The organism is Parafrankia sp. BMG5.11 (genome assembly GCF_004337455.1).
Genome location: NZ_SJXI01000023.1, coordinates 36,979 through 51,416, shown reverse-complemented (window position 1 = coordinate 51,416; position 14,438 = coordinate 36,979). Strand labels below are relative to the sequence as shown.

Annotated in this window: 10 protein-coding genes; 8 read left to right on the top strand and 2 right to left on the bottom strand. The window is 72.2% G+C overall.

Features of this window, described 5'->3' with window-relative positions; translation table 11 throughout:
• The first annotated feature begins 7 nt into the window (after nucleotides 1-7).
• Nucleotides 8-1,540, top strand: a complete 1,533-nt coding sequence (locus E0504_RS17370; RefSeq protein ID WP_112106695.1) for a serine/threonine-protein kinase — start codon at nucleotides 8-10, stop codon at nucleotides 1,538-1,540.
• A gap of 116 nt (nucleotides 1,541-1,656) precedes the next feature.
• A complete protein-coding gene (locus E0504_RS17365; protein ID WP_131625110.1) occupies nucleotides 1,657-3,096 on the top strand; it encodes an MFS transporter in 1,440 nt (479 codons plus the stop codon).
• Nucleotides 3,097-3,193: 97 nt separating this feature from the next.
• Here E0504_RS17365 and E0504_RS17360 read toward each other — a convergent pair whose 3' ends face one another.
• The gene (locus E0504_RS17360; RefSeq protein WP_243657541.1) at nucleotides 3,194-5,668 is read right to left on the bottom strand and encodes an ATP-binding cassette domain-containing protein; all 2,475 of its coding nucleotides are present in this window, start codon (nucleotides 5,666-5,668) and stop codon (nucleotides 3,194-3,196) included.
• A 549-nt stretch (nucleotides 5,669-6,217) separates the two neighbouring features.
• Between E0504_RS17360 and E0504_RS17355 the strand changes: the two genes are divergently transcribed.
• From E0504_RS17355 to galK, 3 genes are all read left to right on the top strand, one after another.
• Nucleotides 6,218-7,621: a sensor histidine kinase gene (locus E0504_RS17355; protein WP_112106698.1), complete on the top strand. Its 1,404-nt coding sequence runs from the start codon at nucleotides 6,218-6,220 to the stop codon at nucleotides 7,619-7,621.
• Nucleotides 7,618-8,289, top strand: coding sequence for a response regulator transcription factor (locus tag E0504_RS17350; RefSeq protein ID WP_131625108.1), 672 nt, complete (start codon nucleotides 7,618-7,620; stop codon nucleotides 8,287-8,289). Before E0504_RS17355 ends, E0504_RS17350 begins: the two co-directional genes overlap by 4 nt.
• A gap of 193 nt (nucleotides 8,290-8,482) precedes the next feature.
• Nucleotides 8,483-9,736 (top strand): galactokinase, encoded by a 1,254-nt coding sequence (galK, locus tag E0504_RS17345; RefSeq protein WP_131625107.1) that lies wholly within the window; start codon nucleotides 8,483-8,485, stop codon nucleotides 9,734-9,736.
• Between the two features lie 9 nt (nucleotides 9,737-9,745).
• Here the strand turns inward: galK and E0504_RS17340 are convergent, their stop codons facing one another.
• On the bottom strand, nucleotides 9,746-10,756 hold the full coding sequence (locus E0504_RS17340; RefSeq protein ID WP_112106729.1) for a LacI family DNA-binding transcriptional regulator: 1,011 nt from the start codon (nucleotides 10,754-10,756) through the stop codon (nucleotides 9,746-9,748).
• A gap of 442 nt (nucleotides 10,757-11,198) precedes the next feature.
• On the opposite strand from E0504_RS17340, the gene E0504_RS17335 reads away from it, so the two are divergent.
• Genes E0504_RS17335 through E0504_RS17325 form a run of 3 tightly spaced genes read left to right on the top strand, consistent with a single transcriptional unit; the run spans nucleotide 11,199 to nucleotide 14,427 of the window.
• Nucleotides 11,199-12,221 carry a U32 family peptidase gene (locus tag E0504_RS17335; RefSeq protein WP_112106701.1) on the top strand — a complete coding sequence of 341 codons (1,023 nt, stop codon included), beginning with the start codon at nucleotides 11,199-11,201 and terminating at the stop codon, nucleotides 12,219-12,221.
• Nucleotides 12,218-13,381: a mandelate racemase/muconate lactonizing enzyme family protein gene (locus tag E0504_RS17330; protein ID WP_112106702.1), complete on the top strand. Its 1,164-nt coding sequence runs from the start codon at nucleotides 12,218-12,220 to the stop codon at nucleotides 13,379-13,381. Before E0504_RS17335 ends, E0504_RS17330 begins: the two co-directional genes overlap by 4 nt.
• Before the next feature lie 2 nt (nucleotides 13,382-13,383).
• Nucleotides 13,384-14,427, top strand: coding sequence for a zinc-binding dehydrogenase (locus tag E0504_RS17325; RefSeq protein WP_112106703.1), 1,044 nt, complete (start codon nucleotides 13,384-13,386; stop codon nucleotides 14,425-14,427).
• Nucleotides 14,428-14,438 lie beyond the last annotated feature (11 nt).

Sequence of the window (14,438 nt, the reverse complement as noted above, 5' to 3'; positions counted from 1 at the left end):
TTCTGGCATGGTGCCGTACCCGGAGGGGCGCACGGTTCCCGCGGCCGAGACGTTCGTCCCCGGTGAGCCCCTGTTGTCGCACGAGCCGACCGCCATCGGCCCGTACGTCCTGTTGAGCCGGCTGGGCGTGGGTGGGATGGGCGCCGTCTACTACGCGCGCGACCAGCGGGGGCGGCCGGTCGCGGTCAAGGTGATCAGGCCGGATCGGGCCAGGGACCAGGAGTTCCGCCGCCGTTTCCGTCGGGAGGTCGAGGCGGCTCGCAGCGTCGCCTCGTTCTGCACCGCCGAGGTTCTCGACGCCGACCCGGACGCGTTCGCGCCGTACCTGGTGACGGAGTACATCGACGGCCTCCGGCTGGATCAGGCTGTCGCCGAGAGGGGTGCGCTCGACTCGTCCACCCTTACCGGGCTGGCGGTCGGGGTCGCGACGGCGTTGACCGCGATCCACCACGCCGGGCTTGTGCATCGGGATCTCAAGCCCGGCAACGTGATCCTGTCGCTGTCCGGTCCACGGGTCATCGACTTCGGTATCGCCCTGGCCCTGGACAGCACCGGCGGTAGGCCGACCGACTGGGGGTTCGGCTCGGCCGGGTGGATGGCACCCGAACAGATCAACGGCCAGCCGATCAGTGCGGCGGCTGACGTGTTCGCCTGGGGTGTCCTCGTCGCGTACGCGGGTACCGGACGGCATCCCTTCGGGGACGGCCACGATGTCGGTCTCGCCCACCGGATCACCACGGCCGAACCGGACCTGACCGGCCTTCCTCCGCAGGTGGAGGATCTCGTCCGCGATGCTCTGGGGAAAGAGCCGGCCAGCCGGCCTGATGCCCGGGGCCTGCTGCTGCGCCTGGTCGAGCGCCGGCCGGGGGAGCGGTCCGCCGATCCGGCTGTCCGACTGCTCGGGCTCACCGCGGAGCTCGCGCACTCCCCGGACGGGTCCGCACCTGCGCGGCGGCTGCGCTGGAGCCGTGGCCGCGCTCTGCTGACCGCCGGCCTGACGCTGGTACTGGCGGGTCTCACCGTGATCGGGTTGGCGGCGGCGAACCGTGATGACGGGACGTCGGCGCGACCGGCCGCGCCCACGGCCGGGCCGGGGGCATCCACGGCCAGGTCCGTGGAATCCCCGTCCGCGCCGGTCTCCGGCCCCAGTACCCCACCGAGTCCCGGCGGCTTCCGGGACGGGCCGCTGCTGTTCGCCGTGGACGGTGTCGAATGCGGGGTCGAGCAGCTCGGCCTCGGGTTCCTGGCCCGCCATCCGGACGGTCAGTTCTGCCTGGTCACCATGACGGTTCGTAACACCGGTGCATCCTCGGGCGCACTGGAGAACGCCTACCAGTACGCGTACGACAGCACCGGCGCCCGGCGCACCGCCGACTACCTGTCGCGTCTCTACCTGCCCGGCGAGACGATCTGGAATCCCGCCGGGCCGGGTGCCTCCATCCACGGCACGCTGGTTTTCGATATCCCGCGGGGCGCCGCGCTGCGGCGGCTGGAGCTCCATGACAGCCCGACCGGCAGCGGCGTTCTCATTCCGTTGTAGCCGGAACTCGCGCCCGTCCCGAACAGCACTTCTGTCGTCTTTTTTGATGTTGTGCGGCGCTGTCGACGTGCCCCGTGTAACCGGGGTTCGGCCATTCCAAAGGACAGGAGCCGTTCATGACAGTAACCGCGGTGCCGTCCCAGACGGAACCAGGACGGTCCAGATTCACCGCGCGGAATGCGCTGATCCTGATGGTGCTGATGTGGGCCGCACAGCTTCTGGGGCTGGTCGGCCTGCTTTCCGGCAATGTTCAGGCGGAGATCGCCGTACACTTTCACACCGCCAGGATCTCGTGGTTCACGCTGATCACGGGCCTGGTCGGCACCTTCGCCACGCCCTTCGCGATCAAGGCCGCGGCGATGTACGGCAAGAAGCGGGTCATGGTGGTCATCACCGTCCTCGGGCTGGTGGGAGACCTGATCGCCGCCCTTGCGACGAACTACTCCATGCTGCTGATCGGACGCGGCATCGCCGGGTGCTATGGCCCGATCGGGGCACTGGCCTACTCGATGGTCCGTGACGTCCTCCCGCGCCGGCTCATCGGTCCCGCCAGCGGCCTGCTGGGCGGCGGCGTCGGGCTGGTCGCGCTGGGGGGCCCGTTCCTGTCCGCGTGGCTCGTGGACGGTTCCGGCTTCCGTGGCGCGCTGTGGTTCATGGCCGCGGCCAGCGCGCTCAGCCTCGTGGCGCTCGTGGTCCTCGTACCCGAGAGTCCCGTGCGCGAGGAACGCACCCGCATCGACTGGCTGGGCGGGCTCCTGCTCGGCGGTGGCCTGACCGCGGTCGTCTACGGGATCGGTGAAGGCGCCGACTGGGGCTGGACCAGTGCTCGCACTCTTCTCTTCATCGGAGGCGGTCTGGCCGCCGTGGTGGGCTTCGTCTTCACCGAAAGCCGGGTCCCGCACCCGATGATCCCACTGCCCCTGCTGAGGCGACGGCCGGTCTGGACCATGCTGCTGACGACGTCCCTGGTCGGAGGCGCGGCGTACGCCGTCGGCACGGTGATGTTCCTGCTCGCCCTCATGCCGACCATTCCGGGTGTCTCCGACGGCCTGGGATTCTCCGCAACCAGGAATGCGCTGGTCGGCGCACCCAGCAGCGTACTGATCCTCACGGGTGCGGTCGCGGCCGGAATGCTGGCCCGTAGATTCGATGCCTGGTTCCTCCTGGCCGCCGGCGGCCTACTCGTCGCCGGTGGATATGGACTGATCTCCGTGTACCACCACACTGTGCCGCAGCTGATGCTCCTCGGTGCCGTGACCGCGGTGGGCATGGGCCTCGTGGTGGCCACAATTCCCATCCTGGTCATCCAGGCGGTGCACCCGGCCGAACAGGCACTGGCCAACGGTGCCCAGTCAATGGCGCAGGGGGCCACCCAGACCGTCCTCGGCCAGCTGGCGTTCATCATCCTCGCCCGGGACAGCCAGGTCGTCCACGGAATCCGGTTCTACCGGGACGCCGGGTACTCCAACGGTCTTCTGTTCACCGCCGGTGTCGCCGCGACCGGGACAGCACTGGCCCTGATACTGCCGAAACGCCATGCGGCCCGGGAGCTCTGAAGGTCTGAGGGCCTGGGGGACGACTGCTCCGACCGCGGGGTGACACGAGACCGGTCGGCGTCGGGCCCTGGCCGGCACTGCGGGCCGGCGGTGACTGCTACCGGCCCGCAGTGCCGCGGACTGGAGGATCCGGGCGCGGCTCCACAGGAACCGATCTGGAGACGGCGGACACCGGACGTGTGGTCGGACGGGACATCCTGGGGTCGAGGCGACGCAGCAGGACCGACGTCAGCGCGAGCGCCGCGCCGGCAAGTCCGACGCCCAGCACGATGTCGAGCAGCCAGGCATCCGCGCTGTGTTCCCAGAGGCTGTCCGCGGGGTCGGTGCGCAGCACCTCGTTGCCGAGCTTGGAGACCTCGTTGAGGTCGTCGGTGGAGGCCAGCGCCGCGAAGCCCCACCGGGCGGGGGCGATCCAGGCGACCTGCTCCATCACCAGACGGCCGGACAGCGACACCAGGCCGCCGGAGAGCACGAGCTGGGCCATGGTGACCAGAACCAGGATGGGCATGATCTTGTCGACGTTGTCGGCGAGAGTCGAGACCAACAGACCGATCATCATGGATGCCAGCGCCGCGACGATGACGGCGACGAGGCACTCGATCAGTGGTGAGCCCAGCAGGGACGCATCGGGCGGCGTGCGGCCGGCGAGACCGATCAGGGTGAAGATCGCACACTGGAGGGTCGTGATACCGGTGAGGAAGATGATCTTCGAGCCGAGATAGGCCGTCCGGGACAGGCCGATCGTTCGTTCCCGCCGGTAGATGTCGCGTTCCTTGACGATCTCGCGGACCGAGTTCGCCATGCCCATGAAACAAGCGCACAGGACCAGGACGACGAGCACCTTCATCGCGTCCGGATTAGGCGCGTCCGGCAGTGATTTCAGTCCGTCCGGAGCTGGGATCACCCGGGGGATGATGCCCAGCAGAAACGGGAACGCGATAATCATCCTCAGATAGGAAGGATCGGCGAGCACCACTCGCAGATATCGCCGGGTGAGCGTGACGAGCTGCGCGACTACTGGTTGCTGGCGGACGCCGGGGAGTTCGGCCGGAGCCTTGCGCGCGACCGGCGCCACGACCGCGGAGGGCACGAAGTACTCCGAGGCACGGAACCGGGCCGCCATCTCCGCACCCGGCGTGTTCTCCAGCTCCCGGAACACCGCCGCGAACTCGCGGAAGTCCTCCTTGCCGAAGAAGCGCAGCGCCCCGTCCGACGGGCCGAAATAGGCCACGTGCCCACCCGGGGCGAGCACCAGGATGTAGTCGCACAGGTCCAGGAAGAGCACACTGTGCGTGACGACGATGACCGTGCGGCCGCTCTCGTCCGCCGAGCCCGGACCGCCGCCGTGGGCGAGCCCTTTCAGGGTCTCCATCACGGACTGGTCGTTCGCCGGGTCCAGCCCCGACGTCGGCTCGTCCAGGAACAGCAGCGACGGCCGGGTGAGCAGCTCGAGGGCCACCGACGTCCGCTTCTTCTGCCCACCGGAGAGCCGGCTCACCGGCGTGCCGGCGTGCGCGGTCAGACCGAGCTCGCCGATGACCTCCTGGACGCGGGCGCGCCGTTCCCGCGCCGTGGTGTCCGCGGGGAACCGCAGCTCGGCGCCGTACTCGAGCGCCTCACGCACGGTGAGCTGGGCGTGCAGCGGATCGGCCTGCGGGACGTACCCGATGCGCCGGCGCAGCTCGTCGTACTCGGCGTAGAGATCCAGCCCGTTGTACAGGACGGAGCCGGTGTCGGCGGGGCGGAAGCCGGTCAGCGCGTTGAGCAGGGTCGACTTGCCCGCCCCGCTGGGACCGACCACTCCGAGCAGCGACCGGCCGGGCAGCCGGAAGGTCAGGTCGTGCATCAGCTGCTTGGCCCCGGCCCACACGGACAGATCCTGTGCCTCGAGCGCCACATCGCCGGAGTCGACGTACTCGACGAGGGCGTCGTCCTCGAGCTGGTAGAGATGGTGCCCGATCGCGATGACATCGCGCTGCCCGACCGGAGCGCGCTCGACCCGCTGGCCGTTGACGAACGTCCCGTTGGCCGAACCGAGATCGATGACCTCCACCGCGTCGGCGTCGACCAGCAGCTCGGCGTGACGGCGTGAGGCGAGCAGATCGGCGACGGAGATGTCGTTGTCGTAGGAGCGGCCCAGGCGCAGCGTCCCGAGACGCAGCGGGTGCCGTCGGCGGCAGGCATGTGCCACGGCGCCGGCCGCCGGCCGGGTCGCCGTCGCGCCGGGAACCGCCTCGCTCGGCCGCGGAGGCTCGACCTGCCGCGGAGGCTCGACCTGCCATGGAGAAAGGACCACCTCCGGACCGTCTACGGCACCGAGCCTGAGCCGCACCTCATCCAGACGCAGGGTGGTGCCTCTGATCCGGCGCCCGTCCTGCCACAGACCGTTCGCGCTGATGTCCCGCACGTGCCAGCCGTCAGCGACCGGTTCGAGCACGAGGTGGTGCCGGGAGACCCTCCCGTCGCCGACCACGATGTCGGCGCCGCGCGCCCGGCCGACCAGGTACGACGCGTTGCCTGCCAGCGTGGTCCGGCCCGCCGGGCTGACCACGCTCAGCGTGCTCAGGTCCACTGGCGGACCGGACGGAGGAGCGCGTCGCCGCGCTGGACGTTGATCGTCCACTGGATGTTTCCGGTTTGCGTGGTCACCGTGGAAGGTCCCCGGCATCGCACCGCCTTGTGAGAGCTGACCGCCCGGCTGTTGTCACTCAGACCTCCGGTCCTGGGCTGAACCTGGGATTCGGACCACTGTGCACCGTCGGTCAGGTCTTTCCATCGGCCAGGGGAAGTCATTTCTGACTACCGCGCCGGTAGTAGCCAGCTGCTTTACCGGTCCGCCGAAGGCCGAGGACTGTCACGTAAGTGCCCGTCCGATCAACAACTCCCTGTTCACCGCATCGGCGATCGCCACTCCGCAGGAGCGGCGAAAGTACTCACCTCCCGATCTGGCGGACGTTCCCCGGCGCGTTGTCCGGTCGGAATCGACACGCCGTGTCGCCGATCCGGTGGCGGATGCCGTCCGCGACCGATCGGCGTCGCCTCGTCTACTACGGACGCAGTAGACGAGGAACTACCATCGCCGCAGGTCGACAATCGGCATCCGCTGGGTACCGTGGTTGCGGTGGCACCAAAGATCGCGCAGTTCTGGAATGTGTGCCGGCGTACGGCTCGGCGGTACCCCTGGCTGGCCGACGGCCTGCTCGCTGTCGTGGTTCTGGCCCTGGGTCTGTGGCTGGCCGCGCAGAGCGCTCCCAGCCACCTCAGGCCGACCGGGCCCAGTCTGGTCATGAGCATGATCGGCTGTGCCGCCCTGGTGGTGCGCCGATCATGGCCGGGTGCGGTCCTCGGTGTCGTCCTCGGTTGCACCGTGCTCGTGTTCATCCTCAACCTGACGCCCGACGACAGCCCGCCGCTCACCTTCGCCGCCGGGGTCGCCCTGTACAGCCTGGCGGTCTACCGGTCCCGCGAGGCAGCATGGATCTCGGCTCTCGCCTCGATGATCGTTCTGATTCCGCCGGCGCTGCTGCAGAAGCAGGAGGTTGTGGCTGTGGTCCTGGGTCTGTCCACCTGGGTTGTCTCCGCGACCGCCACCGGGGACGCGGTCCGCAGCCGGCGTGCCTACATCGCCGCGGTCGAGGACCGGGCCCGGCGGGCGGAGCAGAGCCGTGAGGAGGAGGCCCGGCGGCAGGTCGCCGAGGAACGGTTACGCATCGCCCGGGAGCTGCATGACGTGGTCGCCCACCACATCACTCTCGTCAAGGTGCAGGCGGCCGTCGCCTCCCACATGCTCTACGAGCAGCCGGCCGGCGCCGACGAGGCGCTCGGCCACATCCGCCGCGCCAGCGCCACCGTCCTGGACGAGCTGAAACTGTTGGTCTACGCGCTGCGGGACACCTCCGAGCCGGTGTCGACCCAGCCGCCCGCGGGCCTGTCCCAACTCCCCACGCTGCTGTCCGGTTTCACGGCAGGCGGGATGTCCGTCGCACTCGACGTGACCGGGCAGTCCCGCGAGCTGCCGGCGCTCACCGACCTGGCCGCCTACCGGATCGTGCAGGAGTCACTGACGAACGCTCACAAGCACTCCCGGGGCGCCCGGACCTCGGTCGCGGTCGGCTACGGTTCCGGCGAGTTGCGCCTTCGTATCCACAACACCGCGGGCATGTCTCTTCCCGCATCCGGCGGTACCGGCCAGCCGCCCGGCACCGGTCCTGGCCGCAGGTTCCCCGGCACCGGCCCCACCCGGAAACAGCCCGCCACCGGCCCTACGCGGGACCCGGCGGCGCAGCGCGGCCGCGGCGGGCACGGCCTGCTCGGCATGCGCGAGCGGGCCGCCGCGGTCGGCGGCCACATGCAGGCCGGTTCCGACGGCGAGGGTGGCTTCGTGGTCACCGCGACGCTACCGGTCCCGGAGGCGCCGCCACCGGCCCCGGCCGCCTCCACATTCAATGGCAGACGGGGGAGTGCCACGCTGCAGACGGCTACCGCCACCCCCCGCACCGCACTTGTGAAGGTGACACCCCAGTGATCCGTGTCCTGTTGGCCGACGACCAGGCGCTCATCCGCGCCGGTTTCCGCGTCCTCGTCGAGGCCGCCGCCGACATCACCGTGGTCGCCGAAGCTGCCGACGGCGCCGAGGCGGTGCGGCTGGCGCGGGAGACCCGTCCCGACGTCATCCTGATGGACATCAGAATGCCAGGCGTCGATGGTCTGTCCGCCACCCGTGAACTGACCGGCGACCCGACGCTCAACGAGGTGAAGGTGCTCGTCCTGACCACCTTCGAGCTCGACGAGCACGTCTTCGAGGCGCTGCGGGTCGGGGCCAGCGGCTTTCTCGGCAAAGGGGTGGAACCCGACGAGCTGGTCGCCGCGATCCGGGTCGTCGCCCGCGGCGACGCGCTCCTGTCCCCGCAGGCGACCCGTCACCTCATCGAGCAGTACCTGCGGCAGCCGGCCACACCGGCACCCGCGGTCGCCGCGGGGCTGGATCTGCTCACCAAGCGGGAGAACGAGATCGTCAGGCTCATCGCCCACGGGCTGACGAACGACGAGATCGCCGAACAGCTTTACCTGTCGCCGCTGACCGTCAAGACGCACGCGAACCGCGCGATGACCAAGGTAGCGGCCCGCGACCGCGCCCAGCTCGTCGTGATCGCCTACCAGACCGGGCTCGCCGAGGCCCCCAGCAGGAATTGACCCGGGCCGGTTCGGGGCCGGTGAGCTCGGGTGGCCGGGTGGCCGTCTGTTCCCGTGAACGGATGGCGGGCATCCTTGACCATCGGAACGTTAGCGCTAACATTCGACCTCGATGAGTGGAACAGCCCGGGGGAGTGGCGTCCCGTCCACTCCACACCGCCGTTTCGATCCGCTGCGGGGGCGGTGGGTTCTGGTGTCGGCTGGTCGGGACCGGCGGCCGTGGTCGGGTGAGAGCCAGGCGGGCGCCCCGGGCGCGGCGGAGCGGGCCGTCGCGGCCTTCGTCCGGTGCCACGGTGCCCGGCCGGCCTACCTGGTCCGCTCGCCTGGCCGGGTGAATCTGATCGGCGAGCACACCGACTACAACGGCGGGCTCTGCCTGCCGGTGGCGATCGACCTCGAGCTGTGCCTCGCGTTCTCCCCGTCCCCGCGCGCGACTTCGGGCCACGGGTCTGTCGAGGTGCTTTCCGAGCATCGCGCGGCACCGGCCCGGATCGGCCTGCCGCCTCCTCCGCCACCTGAGCCCGGGTCGCCCGGCCGGGCCGGTGCCGCGCAGTCCGGATGGGCCGGGTACGTCGAGGGCGTCGTCGTGATGGCGGCGTCGGTCGCCGGAGCCGCCGCGTCGCGAGGCTGGTACGGGACGCTGGCCAGCGACCTGCCGCTCGGCGCCGGGCTGTCGTCGTCGGCCGCGTTGGAGCTTGCCGTGGCACGGGCCTGCGCGGTGGTGTGGGACACCGGCTGGGATCCGATCGGGGCGGCCCGGCTCGCCCAGCGGGCCGAGAACGGCTGGGTGGGCGCCGCCACCGGTCTGCTCGACCAGATCGCCTGCGCCGCGGCGACGGCCGGCCACGCTCTGGAGATCGACTTTCGTGATCTGACGGTGACCGCGGTCGCCGTCCCGGATTCGGTCGTCGTCGCGGTCGTGGACACCGGCACCCGCCGGGAGCTGGTCACCAGCGCCTACGCCCAGCGCCGGGCCGAATGTGAGCGGGCGGCGGCCGGGCTGGGCGTCGCGAGCCTGCGCGACCTCGGCGACCGGTTGCCCGCCGACGCGGCCCGCCGGCTCGACCCGGTGGCGTTGCGCCGGGCGCGTCACATCGTCACCGAGAACACGCGGGTACGGGAGCTCGCCGACGCGCTGCGCCGCGCGGACCTGCCACGGGCCGGCGCCGTGCTCCTCGACGGCCACCGGTCGATCCGGGACGACTTCGAGGTGAGCGGTCCCGAGCTGGACGCCGCGGTCGAGGTCTGCCGGAACGCCCCCGGCTGCCACGGCGCGCGGATGACCGGCGGCGGTTTCGCCGGCTGCGTCATCGCCCTGGTCGACGCGGACTCGGTGGCAGGCTTCGCCCGAGCGGTGGTCGGTCCCTACCGCCGGAGGACCGGGAGGGATGCCGTGATCCACCTGTGTGTGCCGGTCGGCGGCACCTCGCTGGTGGACCCGCGCTGACTGCGAACGTCAGGGTGGCGGTGCCGTGCTGCGGCGCAGGACCAGCTCCGGCGGGATGACGACGTGAGCCCGGCCGGTCGCGCCGGTCTCGACCTGTTCCAGGAGCGAGCGCAGGCTCTGACGGCCGACCTCGGTGAAGTCCTGCCGGAGCGTGGTCAGCGGCGGTGAGAAGTACGCGGCTTCGGGGATGTCGTCGAATCCGACGACGCTGACGTCCTCGGGTACCCGGCGGCCGCCTTCGCGCAGGGCGCGCAGGACGCCGAGGGCCATCTGGTCGTTGGCGACGAAGACGGCGGTCAGGTCGGGTTCGCGGGCGAGCTGGCGGCCGGCGGCGAAGCCGGCGCGGGCGGTCCAGTCACCGGCCAGCGGCGGGTGGACGGCCGCGCCGGCCGCCTCGAGCGCGGCGCGCCAGCCGGCGATCCGTCCGGCGCCCTCGTACCAGTCGGACGGTCCGGCCACATGCCGGACGGTCGGGTGGCCGGCGGCGAGCAGGTGCTCGGTGGCGGTCCGGGCGCCGTGCTCCTGGTCCACCGAGACGGTGGCGATGTTTCCGTCGGGGCGCCCTTCGACGGCGACGAGCGGCAGGCGGGTCGCGACCGCGCTCAGCGCGTCGGTCGCGTCGAGAAGCGGCGCGATCGCCACGACCCCGTCGATGCCACCGGCGAGCAGACGCCCGAGGGCCTGCCGGACCGCGCCCGGATCGAGGGAGTGCAGGCTGACCACCGTGACCTGGTAGTCGGCCGCCCGCGCCGCCTGTTCGACGGCGTACAGCGTGGACGTCGGCCCGTAGAGCGTGCCGGTCAGGGCCAGGACACCGAGGGTTCGGGAGCGGCCGGTGGCGAGCGCCCGGGCGGCCGGGTTCGGCCGGTAGCCGAGCTCGCGCAGGCCGGCCAGGACCCGCTCCCGGGTCCGTGGCCGGACACCCGGGTGGTTGTTGACGACGCGGGACACGGTCTGGTGGGAGACGCCGACGAGGCGGGCCACGTCGGTCAGGGCCGGCGGCCGACCGGACGCGGGCATCGTGCTCCCCACCTCGCCCACCTCGCCCGGCCCGGCCAGCTCGCCCTGTCCGCCCTGCTCGCCCTGTCCGCCTGGCTCGGACGCGCCGGGGACCACCTGCGGCGCTGGCTCGCCGCCCCGGTCCGCTCCGTCCAATTCGGTCCACCTTCGTCGCTCTTGACGTGCCGCTCTTCGTATCGCGTCACCGGGCGGATGGCGTTCTCGTCGGCCGCGCCGCGACCGGTCCGCCCGTTCCGTTATAGCCGGCCTGCACCTGCTGGCCGTTGGGCGCCGGGCTGGACGCGTCGCGCCGCCGGGCTTGACCGACGAAATGTTAGCGCTAACATTTGTCCTCGCGGCCGTTGTCACGCACGGACGGCCGCGCGCCGGCACCGGATCACCTCCGCCCCGCCGGCCACCCTGGCCATGCATCAGAAGCCATGAACAGGAACGGGAGGCGCGGGTGCGACAGACGCGTGATTTCCTCCGCTCGCTCGGGCTGCCGGGCGCCGATCCCTCCGACCTGCCGTCCAGCGGGAAGCGGTTCCCGGACGGCGCCCAGTACCGGGTGGAGATCCCGAGTGTGGAAGGGCCGGAGGCGCTGGCGGCGGTGCTTGCCGAGGCGGACCGCCGGGGCGTCCCGGTCCACCGGGTCTCGCAGGGCAGCGGCGGGCTGCTGCTGACCGCCGGGGAGCTGGCGGCGATGGCGGCCGCCGGGGCGGCGGCGGACGTCGAGGTCAGTCTGTTCGCCCGGCCGCTGGCCGGATGGGACACCGGGGCCGCCGCCCTGGCCCCCGGCGGTGCCGGCCTGGCCGCGCAGGCGCGGGGGACCGAACAGCTCGTGCACGTGCTGGAGGACATCCGCCGGGCCACCGAGGCCGGGATCCGCAGCGTCCTGGTCACCGACGTCGGGGTGCTGTCGGTCGCGGGCCGGATGCGGACGGCCGGTGAGCTGCCACCGGAGCTGATCTTCAAGGTGAGCGTGCAGATGGGCTGTGCCAACCCCGCGTCGATCCGCCTGGTCGAGCAGCTCGGCGCCGACACCTACAACGTGCCGACCGACCTGTCGCTGGCCCAGCTCGCGGCGGTCCGGGCGGCCGTGGACATCCCCATCGACCTCTACGTCGAGGCGCCCGACGACCTCGGTGGCTTCGTGCGCCACTTCGAGATCGCCGAGATCGTCCGGGTCGCCGCGCCGGTCTACCTGAAGTTCGGGCTGCGCAACGCGCCGAACATCTATCCCAGCGGCACCCACCTGACCGCCACCGCCGTGGCCCTCGGGCGGGAACGGGTCCGGCGGGCCGAGATCGGCCTGGAGCTGCTGCGCCGCTACTACCCGGACGCCGTCGGGTCAGGACGGCGTCCGGCCGGGCTGGCCGTCCCGGCGCCACCCGGCGACGCACCGGCCTCGCCGGCCCCACCGGCGACTCCGCCGCCGACTCCGCCGGTCGCCGCTGTCGAGGGAGCACCGGGGGCACTGTCATGAAGATCGCCGACGTGCGGACGCACGTGTACGGGACCCCATGGCGGGATCTGACCTACGTCCAGGTCTTCACGGACGACGGCCTGGTCGGCGTGGGGGAGACCCGGATGCTCGGCCACACCCAGGCGCTGCTGGGCTACCTGGCCGAGGCGACCCGCAACCATGTGCTCGGCTCCGATCCGTTCGACATCGAGTCGCTGGTGGACCGGATGAAGCGCGGCGACTACGGGCGCGCCGGCGAGATCGTCATGTCCGGTATCGCCTGCGTCGAGATGGCCTGCTGGGACATCGTGGGCAAGGCGCTGGGGCAGCCGGTGTGGCGGCTGCTGGGCGGCAGGGTCCGCGACAGGATCAAGGCGTACGCGAACGGCTGGTACACCGTGGAGCGCACCCCCGAGGAGTTCCACGTGGCGGCGCGGGCGGTGGTGGCCCGGGGCTACCGGGCGCTCAAGCTCGACCCGTTCGGCGCCGGCCGGTGGGAGCTGGACCGGGCCGAACGCCGCCACTCGATCTCCCTGGTCGAGGCGGTGCGCGACGCGGTCGGGCCGGACGTGGAGATCCTCGTGGAGATGCACGGGCGGTTCGCACCGCACGAGGCCATCCGGATCGCCGCCTCGCTGGCCGAGTTCGAGCCGGGCTGGGTGGAGGAACCGGTACCACCGGAGAACCTGCGGGCGCTGGCCAAGGCCGCCGCCGGGATCGACGCCCCGGTGGCGACCGGGGAGCGCATCCACGACCGCACCGAGTTCCGGGAGCTGTTCGACCTCGGCGCGGCCGACATCATCCAGCCCGACATCGGCCATCTCGGCGGCATCAGCGAGACCCGCAAGCTCGCCGCGACCGCGGAGACCCACTTCACGCTGGTCGCCCCGCACAACGTCGGCGGCGCGGTTCTCACCGCCGCCAACCTGCACCTGGCCGCCTGCACCCCCAACTTCATGATCCAGGAACACTTCAACGACTTCGCCGACGAGGAGGTCAAGCTCGCGGCCCCGGGCCTGCCGCCGGTCGTCGACGGCTACTTCGCCCTGCCGACCGCACCCGGGCTCGGCGTCGAGCTGGACGTCGACGTCGTGGCCGCCCACCCGTCCCGCGGCGCCCACTTCGACCTCTACGCCGACGGCTGGGAGCTGCGCGGCTCCCGCCCGCCCGGCCGCGGCTGACCGTGACCGGTCGCGCGGTGTGGATCGACGCGCCGGGACAGCTGGAGATCCGCCCGGCCGAACCGGTCGCTCCCGGGCCGGGTGAGGTGCTGGTCCGGGTGGCCCGGGCGGGTATCTGCGGTTCCGACCGCGAGGTGCTGCGCGGCACCCGGCCCGCCGGATTCGTGCGGTACCCGGTCGTCCCGGGGCACGAGTGGTCCGGGACGGTGGCCGCGGTCGGCCCGGCGGGGGACGCGGGCCTCGTGGGCCGGCCGGTGGTGGCCGAGGGCTTCCGCTCCTGCCGGGTCTGCCCCGCCTGCCGGCGCGGCGACACCAACCTGTGCACCGCCCCCTACGAGGAGACCGGCTTCACCTGCCCCGGCGCGTGGTCCGACCACCTGGTCGTACCGAGCCATCTCCTGCACGTCCTGCCGCCCGGCGCCGACCTGCGCGCGGCCGCCGGCCTGGAACCGGCAGCCTGCGCGGCGGCCATGTGCCTGCGCGCCGGTGCCGTTCCCGGCGAGCGGGTCGCCGTGGTCGGCGCGGGCACGCTCGGCCTGCTGGCCACACAGCTGCTGGCGGCAGGCGGCCCGGCCGAGTTGGTCGCCGTGGATCCCCGCCCGGGCCGCGCCGAGCTCGCCGCCCGGTGCGGCGCCGCGACGCTGCTGACGCCGGACGAGGCGGCCGGCGGCCGGTGGTCACGTCGGTTCGACGTGGTCGTCGAGGCCGCCGGCGCGCCCGGCAGCGCGGCGCTGGCCTGCGGGCTCGCCCGCCGTGGCGGGCGGGTGGTGCTCGCCGGTCTCGCCGCGGACGGCGACCACCCGCTGCGCGCCCTCGACCTCGTGCTTCCCCAGCTCACCGTGCACACCGTGTTCGGGGCGCCGTCGCGGGCCTGGACCCACGCGGTACGCGCGTTCGCCGCCGGCCAGCTCGACCCGGCGGCGCTGGTCACGCACGAGCTGCCCCTCGACGACGTCGGCGAGGCGTTCCGGCTCCTCGACGACGCCGCCGGCACCGCCGTGAAGATCCTGCTGCATCCCACGTCCCGCAGCGGCACCGCCTCGTGACACCCCGCCTC

Bases quoted from the DNA above. Each gene is read 5' to 3' on its own strand.
- E0504_RS17340 (WP_112106729.1), bottom strand. From the start codon at position 10,756: ATGCCCGCGTCCGGTCGGCCGCCGGCCCTGACCGACGTGGCCCGCCTC.
- E0504_RS17365 (WP_131625110.1), top strand. From the start codon at position 1,657: ATGACAGTAACCGCGGTGCCGTCCCAGACGGAACCAGGACGGTCCAGA.
- E0504_RS17370 (WP_112106695.1), top strand. From the start codon at position 8: ATGGTGCCGTACCCGGAGGGGCGCACGGTTCCCGCGGCCGAGACGTTC.
- E0504_RS17330 (WP_112106702.1), top strand. From the start codon at position 12,218: ATGAAGATCGCCGACGTGCGGACGCACGTGTACGGGACCCCATGGCGG.